The organism is Pseudomonas kilonensis, from assembly GCF_001269885.1.
In the GTDB taxonomy this organism is placed as follows: domain Bacteria; phylum Pseudomonadota; class Gammaproteobacteria; order Pseudomonadales; family Pseudomonadaceae; genus Aquipseudomonas; species Aquipseudomonas kilonensis.
The window spans coordinates 54,038-71,251 of the sequence record NZ_LHVH01000024.1 but is presented as its reverse complement, the minus strand read 5'-3'; the positions used below and the strand labels follow the sequence as shown (position 1 = coordinate 71,251).

The window sequence follows — 17,214 nt, the reverse complement described above, 5'->3', positions numbered from 1 at the left end:
CCAACCCCTTACGACCGAAGCCTCCATGAACTTTACCCAGCCTCGTTTGAGATTGCTGTCGATACTGAGTGTGACCCTGTTGGTGGTGGGCTGTACGTCCTATTACCTGTTCCGCCACAGCGGCGCGCCGGCCGATGAAGGTTTCGCCGCCGAGCAACTGAACGAAGGGGGCATGGAAGACATCGGCACGCTGGCACCGCCCGAGGTGGAGAAACGCCTCAATTATTTGATTCAGGACACCGGTGAAACCCTCAGGTCCCTGGAGTTGGTCAGTGATGTGCAACTGAGCCTGACCGTCGAGACGACCGGGCCCGCCGACGAGCAGCCGTTGCAATACGAGCCGCTGTTTGTCCCGTTCACCAGCGCGCAACTAAAAACCGAACTGGCGTCGATCCAGGGCCTGCGTTTTGCCCAGAGGTTATTCGCCGACAGTTCCGAAGTGAGGCTCGACACCAGCAGCCTCGATCCGCTCTGGAAGCGCGCCGCGACGCCGGATGAGCCGACGACCGAGCAATACCTGCCGCAGCGCCTGCGTTTTCGCGATGGCAGCGAAAAAACCTTCGCCGATCTCAAGGCGCCGCCCAAGGTCGAGTCCGACGACATGATCGCGTCCCATGATGCCTTTGCACTTTCGGTGAACAAGCCGCTGGCGAGTCTTGGCCTGACGGTCGCTTACCGCAGCTATCCGGCGTTCAGGAAAGTGGTGCTGGACAAGGATCATCCGAAGGTGACCCTGGACGACGGCCAGTCCTTCCAGCTCACTGCCCTGGGTGATGGCAGCGCCTCTGTGCGCTTGAGTACGCCGAAAATGTCGACCTTCGTGGTGCAGGGGCTGGACGACGCGGGCAAGGCGCTCTACAGCAACGGCAATAACTCCCGGGCGTTTCCCTCCGACAGCGATATCGCGGCGTTGCATGACTATTACAAAGCGCTGCTGCAGACCAAGGACGATCTCAAGCAGCTCAAGACCGGCCAAGCGGTGCAACAGCAACTGGAGCGCTTGACCGAGGCGCTGGCCGCTCAGGTGGGGCCGTTGAAAAACACCGAGGTCGACTATCAATTCGAGGCCACCCCACAACGTATCGTCATCCATGTGCTCGATCCGATGGAAGACAGCAGCGTTGAGTTCACCCAGGTCGACAACGTCCTGGCAGCACAAGCGCGGTACATCGCCTTGGACCGCAAGGCCGAGCGCTACGGCTTCATCGACCAGGCCGGCCAGTGGTTGATCAAGCCCCGTTGGGTGCAGGTGCAAGATAGCCAGGTGGCCGATACCTACACGTTGTTTTCCCCGGAAAAGTCCAGCGACCCGGACTCGGACTGGCAGGCGTTGCGCAGCCAGCTCGCCTATTTTCCTGCCGGCAGCAACAAGCTCGTGGACCTGCCGTTCGAAAACATCGCCGAGGCGTTGAGCAATGGCCTGCTGTTGGTGGAGCGGGAAACCAACGGACCTTATGGGCTCTACGATGCCAAGGGGCATCGTTTCGTATTGCCGATGAAATTCGTCAACCCCTCCGTGACCGACAACCTGTTCATCGCCCGTCTCGGCATGCGAACCGATGTCACGGAAGGCCTGTACGGTGCCTATACCCTGGATGGCAAGCAGATCCTGCCGACGCAATTCTCGGGCATCGAGCACAGCGCGGGTTTGCTCTACGCCAGCTCTGCCGATCGGAGCCGCCAGGATGTTTTCGACCTGGACGGTAAACGGATCAACCTGCAGGGTGACAACGTGATAGGCCGGTTTGTCGGGCAACAACCGCTGTTGGTGCAGGACGCTAAAAGCAGGAAGTTTGCTTTTATCAATCGCCAGGGGACACGGTTACCCATCAAGTTACCGTATGACGAGGTGGAACCGTTTTCCAACGGCATGGCAGTGGTCGGACGCGATGGCAGCTATGGCGCCATCGACTTGGCGGGCAGGTTGCAGGTCCCGCTGGATTACAACCAGATCAACGCGTTCCAGACCCGTTACGCCGCGGCCATTCGGGCCGGGGGTGGTTCCGGGCTGGTCTTGATCAGTCAGAACAACAAGGTGATCAAGGAACTGGGCTCCTACACCAGCATGAAGGTGCCGGATAACGGCAATGAGGCCCGTTACTACGTGAGGGATCCGAAGAACGATGACGAGTACCTGGTCTATGACGCTGATGGCAATCTCGTGCAGAACGACGAATAAAGGCTGATTCACTGATCCCGTGGCGAGGGGATTTATCCCCGCTGGGCTGCGCAGCAGCCCTAAAGCTGTGAACTCAATCTTCCTGGCACACCGAGTTGCCTGGTTCGGGGGCCGCTTCGCAGCCCAGCGGGGATAAAACCCCTCGCCACAGCGGTGCGGCGCTTTTGGAGTCAGAGCTGGCTTATATAGGTCCCCGTCCCCTTGAGGATGTTCTGCAACGTCAGTTCCACTTCCGCCAGGTCCGCCGCATCGGTGTCATGGGTGATTTCCAGCTCGTCGTCGCCATTCAGTGCATCGGCATCCGCCGGGGCAATTTCAATCAGCAAGCGGGTAGGGCTGAGCGTGACCTTCACGCCGTCCAGCGTCGAAGGCTCGCCATCGAGGGTGATTTCCAGTTCGTCTTCGTCGGGGTAGCGTGTCATCAGGAACATTTCGCCCTGGGCGCTGTGGCAGCAGAGCATGGCCATGTTGTCTTCTTCGTCGTCGCACGGGTTGGCGATCAGAAGGGCGGTGGTCATTTGCATGGTGATGGCTCCAGGATCGAGTGCACCTGCGGGGTGCGAAAAGTGGATTCTGCCAGCCTGAAGGATTTTCTGCAGGTTTACCGCCTTGGGGTGCCGTTTGGTCCCCAGCCTGCTAGGGTTGTTCGGTGCGCACCGGCGGTTTAGCTTGCCGATGACCGAATATGTCGCAGCGCTGCAAGCAGGCACATTGTCGCACTCGTTAAGCTGCGCAACGGATGTGCACCTGCAAAGACCACCCCGGAGTGGTTTTTGCAGGTGTCCATGACATGAAATTACATGGAAAAGGATGTGACCTGCCGGTCCTGTCCAGCTTCATCCACCTGTCATCCTGTTTCCTCTGCCCGAGAATCAGGAACGGGATGGCCGACAGCCCCGCAGGGGTTGCACGCGACGCTTCAATCAATAACAAGCCCAAGCGGAGTACCACAGATGGCGTTCTTCACCGCAGCCAGCAAAGCCGACTTCCAGCACCAACTGCAAGCGGCACTGGCGCAGCACATCAGTGAACAGGCACTGCCACAAGTGGCGCTGTTCGCTGAACAATTCTTCGGCATTATTTCCCTCGATGAACTTACCCAGCGCCGGTTGTCCGACCTTGCCGGCTGCACCCTGTCTGCTTGGCGCCTGCTTGAGCGCTTCGACCACACGCAACCGCAGGTGCGCGTCTACAACCCCGATTACGAACGCCACGGCTGGCAGTCGACCCACACGGCCGTGGAAGTGCTGCACCACGACCTGCCATTCCTGGTGGACTCGGTCCGCACCGAGCTGAACCGTCGTGGCTACAGCATCCATACCCTGCAAACCACCGTGCTGAGCGTGCGTCGCGGCAGCAAGGGCGAGTTGCTGGAAATCCTGCCAAAAGGCACCCAGGGCGACGGCATCCTGCAAGAGTCGTTGATGTACTTGGAGATCGACCGCTGCGCCAACGCCGCCGAACTCAACGTCCTGAGCAAGGAACTTGAGCAAGTGCTGGGCGAAGTGCGCGTGGCCGTGGCTGACTTCGAACCGATGAAAGCCAAGGTCCAGGAAATCCTCGACAGCCTGGACAGCAGCGCCTACGCCATCGACGCTGATGAAAAGAGCGAGATCAAGAGCTTCCTGGAATGGCTGGTGGGTAACCACTTCACCTTCCTGGGCTACGAAGAGTTCGTGGTTCGCGATGAGGCCGATGGTGGCCACATCGAATACAACCCCGATTCGTTCCTCGGCCTGACCAAATTGCTGCGCGCCGGCCTGACCGCCGAAGACCTGCGCATCGAAGACTACGCCGTCAATTACCTGCGCGAACCGACGCCGCTGTCGTTCGCCAAGGCCGCACACCCGAGCCGCGTACACCGTCCGGCCTACCCGGACTACGTGTCGATCCGTGAAATCGACGCCGACGGCAAGGTCATCAAGGAATGCCGCTTCATGGGCCTGTACACCTCTTCGGTGTATGGCGAGAGCGTGCGGGTCATCCCGTACATCCGCCGCAAGGTCGCGGAAATCGAGCGTCGCTCGGGCTTCCAGGCCAAGGCGCACCTGGGCAAGGAACTGGCCCAGGTGGTCGAAGTGCTGCCCCGTGACGACCTGTTCCAGACCCCGGTGGACGAGCTGTTCAGCACCGTCATGTCCATCGTGCAGATCCAGGAACGCAACAAGATCCGCGTGTTCCTGCGCAAAGACCCGTATGGCCGTTTCTGCTACTGCCTGGCCTACGTGCCGCGTGACATCTACTCCACCGAAGTGCGCCAGAAGATCCAGCAAGTGCTGATGGATCGCCTGAAGGCCTCGGACTGCGAATTCTGGACCTTCTTCTCCGAATCGGTGTTGGCCCGCGTGCAGTTGATCCTGCGAGTGGACCCGAAGAACCGTCTCGACATCGATCCGGTCTTGCTGGAAAAAGAAGTCGTGCAGGCCTGCCGCAGCTGGAAGGACGACTACGCCAGCCTGGTCGTCGAAAGCTTCGGCGAAGCCCAGGGCACCAACGTGCTGTCGGATTTCCCGAAAGGCTTCCCGGCCGGCTACCGCGAGCGCTTTGCCGCGCACTCGGCCGTGGTCGACATGCAGCACCTGCTGAGCCTGAACGAAAAGAACCCGCTGGTCATGAGCTTCTACCAGCCGCTGGGCCAGGTCTCCGGCCAGCGCGAGCTGCACTGCAAGCTGTATCACGCCGACACGCCGCTGGCGTTGTCCGACGTGCTGCCGATCCTGGAAAACCTCGGCCTGCGTGTGCTGGGCGAGTTCCCGTACCGCCTGCGCCACACCAACGGCCGCGAGTTCTGGATTCATGATTTCGCGTTCACCGCCGCCGAAGGCCTGGACCTGGACATCCAGCAACTCAACGACACCTTGCAGGACGCCTTCGTCCACATCGTGCGTGGTGATGCCGAGAACGATGCGTTCAACCGCCTGGTACTGACCGCCGGCCTGCCATGGCGCGACGTGGCGCTGCTGCGTGCCTACGCCCGTTACCTGAAGCAGATCCGCCTGGGCTTCGACCTGGGTTACATCGCCAGCACCCTGAACAACCACACCGACATCGCTCGCGAGTTGACCCGGTTGTTCAAGACCCGCTTCTACCTGGCGCGCAAACTCACTGGCGATGACCTGGAAGACAAGCAGCTGCGCCTGGAGCAAGCGATTCTCTCGGCCCTGGACGACGTCCAGGTGCTCAACGAAGACCGCATCCTGCGTCGCTACCTGGACCTGATCAAGGCCACCCTGCGGACCAACTTCTACCAGACCGACGCCAACGGCCAGAACAAGTCCTACTTCAGCTTCAAGTTCAACCCGCACCTGATCCCGGAACTGCCGAAACCGGTGCCCAAGTTCGAGATCTTCGTCTACTCGCCACGGGTTGAAGGCGTGCACCTGCGCTTCGGCAACGTTGCCCGCGGCGGCCTGCGCTGGTCCGACCGTGAAGAAGACTACCGCACCGAAGTGCTGGGCCTGGTAAAAGCCCAGCAAGTGAAGAACTCGGTGATCGTGCCGGTGGGCGCCAAGGGTGGTTTCCTGCCACGTCGCCTGCCGTTGGGCGGCAGCCGGGACGAGATCGCGGCCGAGGGCATCGCCTGCTACCGCATCTTCATCTCGGGCCTGTTGGACATCACCGACAACCTGAAGGACGGCGCGCTGGTACCGCCGGCCAACGTCGTGCGTCATGACGACGATGACCCGTACCTGGTGGTGGCGGCGGACAAGGGCACTGCGACCTTCTCCGACATCGCCAACGGCATCGCCATCGACTATGGCTTCTGGCTGGGCGATGCGTTCGCCTCCGGCGGTTCGGCTGGCTACGACCACAAGAAAATGGGCATCACCGCCAAGGGCGCGTGGGTCGGCGTGCAGCGCCACTTCCGCGAGCGCGGCATCAATGTCCAGGAAGACAGCATCACCGTGGTGGGCGTCGGCGACATGGCCGGCGACGTGTTCGGCAACGGCTTGTTGATGTCCGACAAGCTGCAACTGGTCGCGGCCTTCAACCACCTGCACATCTTCATCGACCCGAACCCGGAGCCGGCCAGCAGCTTTGCCGAGCGCCAGCGCCTGTTCGACCTGCCGCGTTCGGCCTGGAGCGACTACGACGCCAGCATCATGTCCGAAGGCGGCGGTATCTTCTCGCGCAGCGCGAAGAGCATCGCCATCTCGCCACAGATGAAAGAACGCTTCGACATCAAGGCCGACAAGCTGACTCCGACCGAGCTGCTCAACGCCTTGCTCAAGGCGCCGGTGGACCTGTTGTGGAACGGCGGTATCGGCACCTACGTCAAGGCCAGCACTGAAAGCCACGCCGATGTCGGCGACAAGGCCAACGATGCACTGCGCGTGAACGGCAACGAACTGCGCTGCAAGGTCGTGGGCGAGGGCGGCAACCTGGGCATGACCCAACTGGGTCGCGTCGAGTTCGGCCTCAATGGCGGCGGTTCCAACACCGACTTCATCGACAACGCGGGCGGCGTGGACTGCTCCGACCACGAAGTGAACATCAAGATCCTGCTCAACGAAGTGGTGCAGGCCGGCGACATGACCGACAAGCAACGCAACCAGTTGCTGGCGAGCATGACCGACGAAGTCGGTAGCCTGGTGTTGGGCAACAACTACAAGCAGACCCAGGCCCTGTCCCTGGCGGCGCGCCGTGCCTTCGTGCGGATCGCCGAATACAAGCGCCTGATGAACGATCTGGAAGGCCGCGGCAAGCTGGATCGCGCCATCGAGTTCCTGCCGGCTGAAGAGGCGATCAACGAGCGCGTCGCGGCGGGCCATGGCCTGACCCGTGCCGAACTGTCGGTGCTGATCTCCTACAGCAAGATCGACCTCAAGGAAGCGCTGCTCAACTCCCTGGTACCGGACGACGATTACCTGACCCGTGACATGGAGACGGCTTTCCCGCCGACGCTGGTGAGCCAGTTCTCCGAGGCCATGCGTCGCCATCGCCTCAAGCGCGAGATCGTCAGCACCCAGATCGCCAACGACCTGGTCAACCACATGGGCATCACCTTCGTTCAGCGGCTCAAGGAGTCGACGGGCATGAGCCCGGCGAACGTGGCTGGCGCTTATGTGATTGTGCGTGACATCTTCCACCTCCCGCACTGGTTCCGTCAGATCGAAGCCCTGGACCACCAGGTCTCGGCCGACGTGCAACTGGAGCTGATGGACGAGTTGATGCGCCTGGGTCGTCGCGCCACGCGCTGGTTCCTGCGCAGCCGCCGCAACGAGCAGAACGCTGCCCGTGACGTCGCGCACTTCGGTCCGCACCTGGCCGCGTTGGGCCTCAAGCTCGACGAACTGCTGGAAGGTCCGACCCGCGAAGGCTGGCAGACCCGCTACCAGGCCTACGTGGCCGCCGGTGTGCCGGAACTGCTGGCGCGCATGGTTGCCGGCACCACGCACCTGTACACCTTGTTGCCGATCATCGAGGCGGCCGACGTCACTGGCCAGAACGCCGCCGATGTGGCCAAGGCCTACTTCGCCGTGGGCAGCGCCCTGGACATCACCTGGTACCTGCAACAGATCAGCGCACTGCCGGTGGAAAACAACTGGCAGGCACTGGCCCGTGAAGCGTTCCGTGATGATGTCGACTGGCAACAGCGGGCGATCACCATCTCGGTCCTGCAAGAGGGCGATGGCGCCCAGGACGTGGAAACTCGCCTGGCACTGTGGCTGGAGCAGCACCACGAAATGGTCGAGCGCTGGCGTGCCATGCTGGTGGACATCCGTGCTGCCAGCGGTACCGACTACGCCATGTACGCGGTCGCCAACCGCGAGCTGTTGGACGTGGCAATGAGCGGTCAGGCGGTCGTGACGGCCAACTGATCCGGCGTTGAATGAAAAAGCCCCGCATTGAGAGATGCGGGGCTTTTTTTGTCTTGATGCCCAGTTCGGCTTGAAATGGAGACATTGTGGGAGCGGGCTTGCTCGCGAAGGCGGTGTATCAGCCAACAACGCTTCGACTGATGCACCGCCTTCGCGAGCAAGCCCGCTCCCACAGGAGGATCGCGTTTTGGCGGCTCAGTTTTTCAGCGGTATCAACACCGCCTCATCCTCACCCATCACCATGAACACCAGCAGTTTCGCCGGTTGGCTCGCGCTGGCGTTTTTCGACACCAGGTGCTCGGACCCCGCCGCTTCATACCAGAACTCTCCAGCCTTGTAGGTCTTCGCCGGTTCACCCTTGACCTGGGAAGTGATGGCGCCTTCCAGTACGTAGGCCATGGCTGTGCCCTCATGCTTATGGGCAATGGACGCTTGGCCGGGTGCATAGTTGACAGTCAGCATCATGGTTTTTTTACCTGGAACGTTTTTCAGCAATTGCTCCTGCAGCACCGTGACCTTTTCCGAAGGCGCGGCTTCGTGGGCGTAGGTCTGGGTCATGGGCAGCAGGCTGAGGGCGGCGATCAGACAGAGTGTTTTCATGAAGGTAGGGCCTGTGTGGTTTCGAGTGATTTCGCGCTGTCGCGGCGATGGATTCACCCTAAGCCCCACGGTAGGACAAGCAAACGTCCAATCTTTCGGAAGGTGGATAGACCAATACCGCGATCCATCCAGTTTGAAAGGTAACCCTCTGTAGGAGCTGCCGAAGGCTGCGATCTTTTGATCTTTCGCTTGAGACTCAATTGGATTGGGCAAGATCGCAGCCTCGTTGCACTCGGCAGCTCCTACAGCCGCGGGGCGTCAGCTGTTGAAGTCGACGCTTCGGGCCAGGCGGTTGTCGATCAGGCTGATGAAGCCTTGCACTTCCGGGCAGTTGAAGTGGGCTTGCATGGCCGCTTCCGACTGCCAGCGGGCGCTGACGCTCCAGCGGTCGCCATCCTCCGGGCAACGGTCGACCAGGTAGGCATCGCAGCCCGGCTGGGCACGCAGGGTCTCGACGATTTGCTGCAATTGCCGGCCCAGTTCTTCCGAGCGACCGGCGGCGGCTTGCACCTGTACGGTATTGATCACTTGGCGAGACATTGTTCAGGCTCCTGAATCAAGTCGCAGGGGGTTGCTCAATATCAATGACACCCGTGCAGGATAGGCCCGTCGGCGCGAGGCTCAAACAGCCAATGGGCAGATAAATGCCCAGTCCAATCTTCAGGCCACCTGCTGCAGAATGTCGCGCAAACGGTCGAGGGCGATGTCGATGTCCAGGGTTTCGATCGCGCCGAAACCAAAGAACAGGCCCGGCCGCACCGGGGCCTCGTTGAAAAAGCCATCAAGGCTGTAGAGCCCGACTTCGGCTTTTTTCGCCAGTTCGATCACCAGCGCCAGGTCCATGGGGACCTTGCACAACACCGCCATATGAAAGCCCGCGGTGGTGGGCACGGCCTCGAACCAGGGCGACAAGTCCCCGGCCATGCGTGCCAGGATTCGCTCGCGACGACCGGCATACAGGGTGTGGCAGCGGCGGATGTGCTTGAGCAGGCAGCCCTCGGCGATGAACTTCGCCAGCGCCCACTGAGGCAGGGTCGAGGTGTGCTGGTCGGTGAGGCGCTTGGCCAGGATCACCGCTTCAAGAATCGCTGGTGGCAGGATCGCATAGCCGAGCCGCAGTTCCGGCAACAAGGTCTTGGAGAAGGTGCCGACGTACGCCACGATCCCGCGCTCATCCAGGCTCTGCAACGAATCGGCGGGCCGGCCTTCGTAGCGGAATTCGCTGTCGTAGTCGTCTTCGATGATGATCGCCCCCAGCTCATAGGCCCGCGCCAGCAGGGCCTCGCGGCGGGCCTGGCTCATGGGCATGCCCAAGGGAAACTGGTGGGAGGGCGTCACATAAATCAACCGCGTGCCATCGGGGATCAGGTCGACCCGCATGCCTTGCTCGTCCACTGGCACCCCGGCCACCGTGGCGCCCTGGGAGCCGAACAACAACCGCGCCGGCGGATAGCCCGGATCCTCCATGGCCACCAGGCTGCCGGGACGGGTCAACACCCGCGAGATCAGGTCCAGGGCCTGCTGCGCGCCGTTGCAGACCACCACGTCTTCATCCTGGCAATTGACCCCGCGGGAAAACGCGATGTGCCGGGCAATGGCATTGCGCAGCGACGGCAGGCCTTCGGGCTGGCTGTAGAAGCCCTTGGCACTGGCGATCTGGCGCAGCGCGTGGGCCGTGCAGCGCCGCCAGTCGTCCAGCGGAAACTGGCCCTTGCCGGTGGCGCCACCGATGAAGTCGTAGCGCAACGCCCCTTCGAGGGTGGGATGGCGCATCAGGTCGGGCATGGTGCGCCAGGCCTCGACGACGTCGGCACCGGCCAGCTCGCGGTGGCTCTGCTTGCGTACGATCCTGGCCGGCCGCGCGTTGACGTAGGTGCCTTTGCCGATGATACCGGTGAGGAAATTTTCGTAGGTCAGTTGGGCGTAGGTGTCGGAGACGGTCTTGCGCGAGACCCCCAGTTGTTCGGCCAGCAGGCGGCTGGGCGGCAGTTGCGTACCGGCCGCCAGGCGACCGCTTTCGATGGCGCTGCGCAATTGTTGATACAACTGGCTCGACAGGTCCTTGCGGCCGTTGATGACAACATGAAGTTCCATACCCGCAAGCTCCTGGGCGATTGTTGGCGGCCAGCGTCAAAGGCGCAAGATTACCCGCATTGTGCAACTGCATAGAAGTTGCGTGGGGAAAATCCCGCCCATTGGACTTGCCTCCGGGTTTTTCGCCGAATTGGACCTGTCATTGACCGGTCCCTGGGCCTACCGTGAAGGTCTCGAATGCCACGGAGCCCGCCATGAGCCCGCGTCTGGACTACTACACTGCATCGCCTGGGGCGATGAAAGCCATGATCGGCCTGGAAGCCCTGACCAGTCGCCTGAGTATCGAACCGGCGTTGCTGCACCTGATCAAGATCCGCGCTTCGCAACTCAATGGCTGTGCCTTCTGCACTGACATGCATTCGGTGGAGGCACGACGCCAGGGCGAGACCGAGCGTCGGCTCTACGCGGTGGCGGTGTGGCGCGACAGCGGTTTTTTCACGCCCCGCGAACGCGCCGCCCTGGCCTGGACCGAGGCGGTGACGCTGTTGGCTGAGAGCCAGGTACCGGACGACGTCTATGCCCAGGCCCGGGCCTGCTTCAGCGAGGAGGAACTGGTGGACCTGACCCTGGCGATCAGCACCATCAACAGCTGGAACCGGCTGGCGGTGAGTTTTCGCCAGAGTCCGGGTGGCTGATCCGCGAAAGCCAACTGTGGGAGCAAGGCTTGCCCGCGATGAACGATGATGAGGTGAATCTGGCGGACCGTGTCGCCTGGATCGCGAGCAAGCTTTGCTCCCACAGAGCAGGTCTGTCGTTTGCCTCTATTTATTTCCATTGGGCAGCGGCGAATTGCTGGCCGGAGCCGGCGGCCGCTGGGGCTTGACCGAAGTGCCAAATGTATTGCCCATGCGCACGCCAGTGGCCGCCGGGGTTGCCAGGCCGATGCTGTTCGGCGCGCGTTCGTTGACGGGCACATTCATGGCGTCCTGGGCCCGTTGCGTGGCTGTTGCAGCCTGCGGGTCGTTGCCCATCTGCCGGCTCAGGCAGTTGTAGTCGGGGGTCTTGTAGCCACCGACGGTCACCTCGATACACGCCGGGGCTTCTTCGCCCTGGGCCCAGGGCAGGGCCATGAGCAGGCCGAGGCCTGCTGTCATACGCATCCACTGTTTCATCATCGACCTCCTGGCCCGTCACACCGGACGGTTCGCTGTCAGGGCATCAGTCTAGTGCGGCCCGGGGGATTTGTATCAGTTGTCATACGACATTCATAAACTCCCCTCAGGATGACGGTTTTCAACGGATACGTCAGTCGTGCAGCAGGGCAGAGCCGGGGGCGGACGCGGACGTGGATTGACCAGGGCGCCCTTGGGCTGGCTGACGCTGTTGTTGTGTCTGCTGGCCGGGCCGATCCAGGCAGCCGGCCTGGTGGACCTGGATATCGCGCCCCAGGAACTGACCACGGCGCTGGAGCAGTTCAGCCGGGCGACGGGCATGGCGGTGCTGGTGGACCACCCGTTGTCGAGCCAGCGCCATACGCTGGGTGTCCAGGGGCAGTTCACACCTTCCGAAGGGTTGAGGGTGTTGCTCAGCGGCACCGGGTTGGCGGCGCACTATGCCCGGGCGGATGCGTTCACGTTGCAGCCGGTGCGGGTCCGCGAGGTGCCACTGCCTCCCGGCGTCACCCCAGGTTTGAGTGACAGCAACTACGCGGCAGCGATCCAGGCGGTCATCCAGCGCAATTTGTGTCGTTCACCGTTGACCCGCCCAGGCAGTTTCCGGGCGGTGCTGCAAGTGTGGATCGGCCGGGACGGCGTGGTCCAGCACAGCCGCCTGGTCAGTTCCACAGGCGACGTGATGCGGGATAAGGCCTTGGTCAACAGTTTGCAAAACCTCAGGATCGACCGCCCGGCGCCCAGCTCGTTGCGCCAGCCGGTGACCCTGCTTTTGTTACCCGACTCATCAGGAAGAAGCATGGAATGCATAGCAGGGGAAGGGGTGTCCGGGCAATGAAAGACTCCGGTCGCAGCCCGCTGGTGAAGTTGTTCCTCACCTCGTATGAGGATTTCAAGGTGCGCCTGCGCAGACGCCTGGGCTCCGAGGAACTGGCCAACGATGTGTTGCATGAAACCTACCTGCGGGTCGATCGCATGGTCGATACCCAGGAGATTGCCCAGCCCAACGCTTATTTGTATCGCATGGCCCTGAACATCGCCGCCGACCGCCGACAGGCCGATGCACGCCTGCTCACCGGCGATGAAATCGAGGAATTGCTGCAGGTCTCGGATGAAGCGCTGGATCCGGCTCGCGTGGTGGGTGGGCAGAAGGAGCTGCAGACCCTGCTCAAGGCCTTGTATGAACTGCCGGCGCGCCGTCGCAAGATATTCATCGCCGCACGCCTGGAAGAAGCGCCGCACCTGGAAATCTCCCAGCGCTTCGGTATTTCCACGCGCATGGTGGAGAAGGAAATCAAGGCGGCACTGGGGCACTGCGCCCTGCGCCTGGAAAGAAAAGTCATTCAGCGGTTCGGTCCCGGCGCGGGAAAACCGTCTTGAGAGTAGAGACCCGACCCTTTCGTGAGTGTGTGTGCGCTTGAACATCTTCAGCATCGCTTCCCCTGACGCCACGCCCCAGGCCCGATTGGCCAGCGAGGCCCGAGATTGGCTGATCCTGCTGACCTCGGGGCGCGCCACCGTGGCCGATGCCCGGGCCTTGCGCCAGTGGTGCGGGCAAAGCCCCGAACATGCCCGGGCCTTCGAACAGGCCAAGGCGCTGTGGCAGGGGCTGCAACCTGCCGTCGCGGCGGTGCAGGCGCCCCGGCATTTCGGTCGCCGGGCGTTGTTGGGTGGCGCCATCGCGGCTTCGGCGGCTTTGCTGTTGATCCGCGCCACGGTGCCCGGTGGTGTTTCCGGGTTGGGAGCCGACTACGTCACCGACGTCGGCGAACAGCGCCGAGTGGAATTGGCCGAGGGCGTCAGCTTGGAGCTCAACACCCAGACCCGCCTCAGCCGCCACGCGCTGGCCGATGGCGGACAAGGACTGGAGTTGCTCAGCGGCGAGATTGAAGTGCAGGGGCGTAGTGCCCAGGTGGTCAGCGTCCAGGCCGGTGCCGGCTGGATCAGCGCCGCCCGGGCACGCTTCAACATCCGCTACACCGACCAGAGCGTTTGCGCGACCTGCCTGGAGGGTGTGGTGCAGGTCGAGGTGCAAGGCCAGCGGTTTCGCCTGGAACCGGGCATGCAACTGACGTACGACCCTGGCCGGGTAGGTGCTCCCAAGCGTGCCGATGTGTCGGCCGCCATTGCCTGGCGTGAGCAGGTCCTGGTGTTCAACGACGCGACCCTGGCCAGCGTCATTGATGAGATCAACCGCTATCGGCCAGGCATGTTGCTGCTACTCAACCGCGAACTGGGCCAGCGCAAGGTCCAGGCGCGGTTTCGCCTCGACCAACTGGCGGGCGTAGCGCTGTTGATCCGCGATGCCTACGGCGCCAAATGCACCGAATTGCCGGGTGGGGTGGTGGTGCTGAGCTGAGTCCCGTGGTGCCTGGGCGGGCCACATCGCGAGCAAGCTCGCTCCCACAAGGGGATTAGTGGCGGGCTCACCATCTGAGAACACCCGGAGATCCTGTGGGAGCGGGCTTGCTCGCGAAGGCGGCATAACAGTCGACATTGATATTGAGCCTACAGGCCTCTTCGCGAGCAGGCTCGCTCCCACAAGGGGATTAGTGGCGGGCTCACCATCTGAGAACACCCGGAGATCCTGTGGGAGCGGGCTTGCTCGCGAAGGCGGCATAACAGTCGACATTGATATTGAGCCTACAGGCCTCTTCGCGAGCAAGCCCGCTCCCACATGGGGGGGTATTCGCTCGGCTTACTCCAACGGCCCCAGCACCTGTCGATATTTCTCTACGCCCTGAGGTGTCTGGCGGGTCAGGCTGATTTCGATGCCCATCGGGTTTTCCTGGCGGTTGCCGCTGAGTTTGCGCCAGCCTTTTTCCTTGTCCCAGAACCGCAGTCCGGCGTCGCTGACGTCACTGAGCACCGCCACGCCCGGGCCGGGTGCGGGCAGTGGGTAGCGACTGCGGGCCTGGCCTTGGGCGCGGTAAAGCGTGTCGCCCTTGATCCACCAGCGTACCCGTTGCAACTCGCCCTCCTGGGTCGCCGCCACGCGGATCACGTCCAGGCGCAAACCCCGGCCTTCGGTGCTGCGCACGGTGAGGGCGGGCGGGGCGGTCGAGGGCTCGTCGTCGACGCCGGGTTTTACCGGTTCGCTCAGTTCGATGCTGGCGCGCAGGGCGACGTCGCGCTCCAGTTGGTTCAAGACCCGCAGCAGCGCTTCGGTCTGTTCGGTACTGGCCTGCAAGTGGCTGTCGGCACGGGTCACGCTGTCCAACCCGCGCCAGGCGATCAGGCTGACCACCGCCATCAGCAGGATCGCCACCATCACCTCCAACAAGGTGAAGCCTGTCTGCCGGGCGCTCATTGGAGTTGCACCCGTCCGGCGGCGCTGCGTTGCACATTGAGGCTGTTCTGGCCGTCCGACAGGCGGATCTGCAAGGGCTCGCCGAGCCATTCGGCATTCAGCACGACTCGCTGCCTGGGCTCCACGCGAACCTCCATCGACGGGCTCTGCCAACGACGTGGATGCAGTTGCGGGTCGTCCTCGAAGCGATCGAGCCCGGCGCCCTGATCGATGCGGCGACTGAAACCAAAACCCTTGGCGTCCCAGCGCCAGGTAATCGGTCGCCCGTCGGTGCGGGCTTCGGTCTGGGCCAGTTGCAACAGTTGCACCAGCCGTTCGCCATCCTGACGCAGCAACTTCAATGGGTCCGGCTTGATGCTCAGGCTCACGGCGGCGCTGGCGATGCCGATGATCACCAACACCACCATCAGTTCGATCAGGGTGAAACCGCGTTGCTTGCCCCGGGTCATAGCGCGCTCCTTTGCGTGCGGACCATCCTGCACGGTGAAGATGATAGGGATGTGAAATAAAACGGAGAGAATTGGCGCGTACGCTGAAGGCCGGAATCAACAAAGGAGATTCAGGCCATGGCGTTCATCGAGCGTGTGTCCCCGGCGCAACTCGTCCAGGCCGTGGGCTTGTTGGCGGCGTTGGCCGGGGTGGCAACCTGGTCTTCGCTGTTGCTCACGTCGGCCGAGTCGCGCACGCCGGATGTCGCCCCGCAACGCATGGCCGAGCGTTCCGATAACCCGGCGCTGCAATGGTTCTCCAACCAGCCGGCAGCGGTGGACATCAAGGTCAGCGGTGTGATGGCTGGCACGCACACACCCGTGGCGATCCTCAGTCTCAACGATGGACCGCCGCGCAGTTTCCTGGTCGGTGAACGGGTGGCCCAAGGGGTACGGTTGGTGGCGATCGAAGCGCAGGCGGTGGTCATCGAACGTGGCGATGAGCAGACCCGGTTGGTCCTGGCTCGGTTGCCGGATTCGGTGAGTTTGCCGTCGCTGTGGGAGCAAGGCTTGCCCGCGATGAAGACGACTCAGTCTCCGGGGAAATGAGGCGCCTGCATCGCGGGCAAGCCTTGCTCCCACAGCGGGGATAAATCCCCTCGCCACAGGTGATGTGTGCATCCACGCTTATTCAAGGCTTTTCCCGGCTGACCCACGTCTCCAAGCGAGCCAACGGCGGTGCTTCGCGACTGCGGTCCGACACGCTCAGTTCAACCCGCAGCAGCCGGCCATTTTCCGCCGGGCGCAGGGTCTGTTCGCAACGCAGCAACAGTCGTCCCTGATCGCACTCGAACACTTTCGAGCCTTGGGCAAAACGGCCTTCCAGACGTAACTGCGCGAGTTGGCTGCGGGCGGCCAGCAGGGCGATGGATTTGTCGCGCAGCAGGCCGTTGCTCTGGGTCATCACCGCAGCCACGCGCACCGCTGCCGACATGGCCACGGCGATGATCGCCAGGGCCACCAACACTTCGATCAGGGTGAAGCCGGCTTGCGGAGCAGGGCGTGGCATGGCGCGGGCTCGGGGGCGAGGGCAGCCTTCAAGGCTAGCCCGCGTTCGTGACCGATTGACGACGTAAGCTCCAGAGCAATTTCAATATCACTGACATATTTTCTTGCAACACTGCGCCTCGAATCGAATCCAGCGAAGGACCGTCGAGATGCAGATCGCCCGTTACAACGCCCGTCCCCAAGGCCCTCGCGGGCAGCGGGGTTTCACCCTGATCGAAATCATGGTTGTGGTGGTGATCCTCGGCATCCTGGCGGCGATGGTGGTGCCCAAGGTGCTCGACCGTCCCGACCAGGCGCGGGCAACGGCGGCGAAACAGGACATTGGCGGCCTGATGCAAGCCTTGAAGCTTTATCGCTTGGACCACGGCAGTTACCCGAGCATGAACCAGGGCCTCAAGGTGTTGGTGGAGAAGCCGGCCGATGCGAAAAACAGCACCTGGCGTTCCTATCTCGAGCGCCTGCCCAACGACCCCTGGGGCCGTCCTTATAACTACCTCAACCCCGGTGCCAATGGCGAAGTCGATATCTTTTCCCTGGGGGCCGACGGCCAGCCTGACGGCGACGGCGTGAATGCCGACATTGGCTCCTGGCAGTTGTAAGG

At 62.5% G+C, this 17,214-nt stretch carries 16 protein-coding genes; 8 read left to right on the top strand and 8 right to left on the bottom strand.

Annotation, left to right across the window (positions count from 1 at the left end; translation table 11 throughout):
• Positions 1 to 25 precede the first annotated feature (25 nt).
• Complete coding sequence (locus tag AD662_RS16640) at positions 26 to 2,179, top strand: WG repeat-containing protein (RefSeq protein ID WP_053188972.1); 2,154 nt, start codon at positions 26 to 28, stop codon at positions 2,177 to 2,179.
• A 170-nt stretch (positions 2,180 to 2,349) separates the two neighbouring features.
• On the opposite strand, the gene AD662_RS16635 is transcribed toward AD662_RS16640, so the two are convergent.
• Positions 2,350 to 2,703, bottom strand: coding sequence for a hypothetical protein (locus tag AD662_RS16635; protein ID WP_053188969.1), 354 nt, complete (start codon positions 2,701 to 2,703; stop codon positions 2,350 to 2,352).
• 429 nt (positions 2,704 to 3,132) lie between these two features.
• Between AD662_RS16635 and AD662_RS16630 the strand changes: the two genes are divergently transcribed.
• Complete coding sequence (locus AD662_RS16630) at positions 3,133 to 8,001, top strand: NAD-glutamate dehydrogenase (protein ID WP_018614352.1); 4,869 nt, start codon at positions 3,133 to 3,135, stop codon at positions 7,999 to 8,001.
• Positions 8,002 to 8,196: 195 nt separating this feature from the next.
• Here AD662_RS16630 and AD662_RS16625 read toward each other — a convergent pair whose 3' ends face one another.
• From AD662_RS16625 to pdxR, 3 genes are all read right to left on the bottom strand, one after another.
• Positions 8,197 to 8,601 (bottom strand): cupin domain-containing protein, encoded by a 405-nt coding sequence (locus AD662_RS16625; protein ID WP_053179384.1) that lies wholly within the window; start codon positions 8,599 to 8,601, stop codon positions 8,197 to 8,199.
• A gap of 258 nt (positions 8,602 to 8,859) precedes the next feature.
• A complete protein-coding gene (locus tag AD662_RS16620; RefSeq protein ID WP_053179386.1) occupies positions 8,860 to 9,141 on the bottom strand; it encodes an antibiotic biosynthesis monooxygenase family protein in 282 nt (93 codons plus the stop codon).
• A gap of 120 nt (positions 9,142 to 9,261) precedes the next feature.
• The gene (pdxR, locus tag AD662_RS16615) at positions 9,262 to 10,695 is read right to left on the bottom strand and encodes a MocR-like pyridoxine biosynthesis transcription factor PdxR (RefSeq protein ID WP_018614358.1); all 1,434 of its coding nucleotides are present in this window, start codon (positions 10,693 to 10,695) and stop codon (positions 9,262 to 9,264) included.
• 194 nt (positions 10,696 to 10,889) lie between these two features.
• On the opposite strand from pdxR, the gene AD662_RS16610 reads away from it, so the two are divergent.
• Positions 10,890 to 11,330, top strand: coding sequence for a carboxymuconolactone decarboxylase family protein (locus AD662_RS16610; RefSeq protein WP_053179388.1), 441 nt, complete (start codon positions 10,890 to 10,892; stop codon positions 11,328 to 11,330).
• Positions 11,331 to 11,456: 126 nt separating this feature from the next.
• On the opposite strand, the gene AD662_RS16605 is transcribed toward AD662_RS16610, so the two are convergent.
• Positions 11,457 to 11,807, bottom strand: coding sequence for a hypothetical protein (locus tag AD662_RS16605; RefSeq protein WP_018614362.1), 351 nt, complete (start codon positions 11,805 to 11,807; stop codon positions 11,457 to 11,459).
• Positions 11,808 to 12,000: 193 nt separating this feature from the next.
• On the opposite strand from AD662_RS16605, the gene AD662_RS16600 reads away from it, so the two are divergent.
• Genes AD662_RS16600 through AD662_RS16590 form a run of 3 tightly spaced genes read left to right on the top strand, consistent with a single transcriptional unit; the run spans position 12,001 to position 14,166 of the window.
• A complete protein-coding gene (locus AD662_RS16600) occupies positions 12,001 to 12,645 on the top strand; it encodes a secretin and TonB N-terminal domain-containing protein (protein ID WP_018614364.1) in 645 nt (214 codons plus the stop codon).
• A complete protein-coding gene (locus AD662_RS16595) occupies positions 12,642 to 13,187 on the top strand; it encodes a sigma-70 family RNA polymerase sigma factor (protein WP_018614366.1) in 546 nt (181 codons plus the stop codon). Before AD662_RS16600 ends, AD662_RS16595 begins: the two co-directional genes overlap by 4 nt.
• A 37-nt stretch (positions 13,188 to 13,224) precedes the next feature.
• Entirely contained in the window at positions 13,225 to 14,166 is a 942-nt protein-coding gene (locus AD662_RS16590; RefSeq protein WP_033062964.1) for a FecR family protein, read from the top strand.
• Positions 14,167 to 14,505: 339 nt separating this feature from the next.
• On the opposite strand, the gene AD662_RS16585 is transcribed toward AD662_RS16590, so the two are convergent.
• Positions 14,506 to 15,117 carry a type II secretion system protein GspJ gene (locus AD662_RS16585; protein WP_018614370.1) on the bottom strand — a complete coding sequence of 204 codons (612 nt, stop codon included), beginning with the start codon at positions 15,115 to 15,117 and terminating at the stop codon, positions 14,506 to 14,508.
• Positions 15,114 to 15,566 (bottom strand): type II secretion system minor pseudopilin GspH, encoded by a 453-nt coding sequence (gene gspH / locus AD662_RS16580; RefSeq protein ID WP_018614372.1) that lies wholly within the window; start codon positions 15,564 to 15,566, stop codon positions 15,114 to 15,116. Before gspH ends, AD662_RS16585 begins: the two co-directional genes overlap by 4 nt.
• 117 nt (positions 15,567 to 15,683) lie before the next feature.
• Between gspH and AD662_RS16575 the strand changes: the two genes are divergently transcribed.
• Entirely contained in the window at positions 15,684 to 16,154 is a 471-nt protein-coding gene (locus AD662_RS16575; RefSeq protein WP_053188965.1) for a type II secretion system protein N, read from the top strand.
• Positions 16,155 to 16,236: 82 nt separating this feature from the next.
• Here AD662_RS16575 and gspI read toward each other — a convergent pair whose 3' ends face one another.
• Positions 16,237 to 16,614, bottom strand: coding sequence for a type II secretion system minor pseudopilin GspI (gspI, locus tag AD662_RS16570; protein ID WP_018614376.1), 378 nt, complete (start codon positions 16,612 to 16,614; stop codon positions 16,237 to 16,239).
• A 148-nt stretch (positions 16,615 to 16,762) separates the two neighbouring features.
• Here gspI and gspG point away from each other — a divergent pair, with 148 nt between their 5' ends.
• On the top strand, positions 16,763 to 17,212 hold the full coding sequence (gene gspG, locus AD662_RS16565) for a type II secretion system major pseudopilin GspG (protein WP_018614378.1): 450 nt from the start codon (positions 16,763 to 16,765) through the stop codon (positions 17,210 to 17,212).
• The last annotated feature ends 2 nt before the right edge of the window (positions 17,213 to 17,214 follow it).

Bases quoted from the DNA above. Each gene is read 5' to 3' on its own strand.
- AD662_RS16635 (WP_053188969.1), bottom strand. From the start codon at position 2,703: ATGCAAATGACCACCGCCCTTCTGATCGCCAACCCGTGCGACGACGAA.
- AD662_RS16610 (WP_053179388.1), top strand. From the start codon at position 10,890: ATGAGCCCGCGTCTGGACTACTACACTGCATCGCCTGGGGCGATGAAA.
- AD662_RS16630 (WP_018614352.1), top strand. From the start codon at position 3,133: ATGGCGTTCTTCACCGCAGCCAGCAAAGCCGACTTCCAGCACCAACTG.
- gspI (WP_018614376.1), bottom strand. From the start codon at position 16,614: ATGCCACGCCCTGCTCCGCAAGCCGGCTTCACCCTGATCGAAGTGTTG.
- AD662_RS16595 (WP_018614366.1), top strand. From the start codon at position 12,642: ATGAAAGACTCCGGTCGCAGCCCGCTGGTGAAGTTGTTCCTCACCTCG.
- AD662_RS16575 (WP_053188965.1), top strand. From the start codon at position 15,684: ATGGCGTTCATCGAGCGTGTGTCCCCGGCGCAACTCGTCCAGGCCGTG.
- AD662_RS16620 (WP_053179386.1), bottom strand. From the start codon at position 9,141: ATGTCTCGCCAAGTGATCAATACCGTACAGGTGCAAGCCGCCGCCGGT.
- AD662_RS16640 (WP_053188972.1), top strand. From the start codon at position 26: ATGAACTTTACCCAGCCTCGTTTGAGATTGCTGTCGATACTGAGTGTG.
- AD662_RS16605 (WP_018614362.1), bottom strand. From the start codon at position 11,807: ATGAAACAGTGGATGCGTATGACAGCAGGCCTCGGCCTGCTCATGGCC.
- AD662_RS16625 (WP_053179384.1), bottom strand. From the start codon at position 8,601: ATGAAAACACTCTGTCTGATCGCCGCCCTCAGCCTGCTGCCCATGACC.
- gspH (WP_018614372.1), bottom strand. From the start codon at position 15,566: ATGACCCGGGGCAAGCAACGCGGTTTCACCCTGATCGAACTGATGGTG.
- gspG (WP_018614378.1), top strand. From the start codon at position 16,763: ATGCAGATCGCCCGTTACAACGCCCGTCCCCAAGGCCCTCGCGGGCAG.
- pdxR (WP_018614358.1), bottom strand. From the start codon at position 10,695: ATGGAACTTCATGTTGTCATCAACGGCCGCAAGGACCTGTCGAGCCAG.
- AD662_RS16585 (WP_018614370.1), bottom strand. From the start codon at position 15,117: ATGAGCGCCCGGCAGACAGGCTTCACCTTGTTGGAGGTGATGGTGGCG.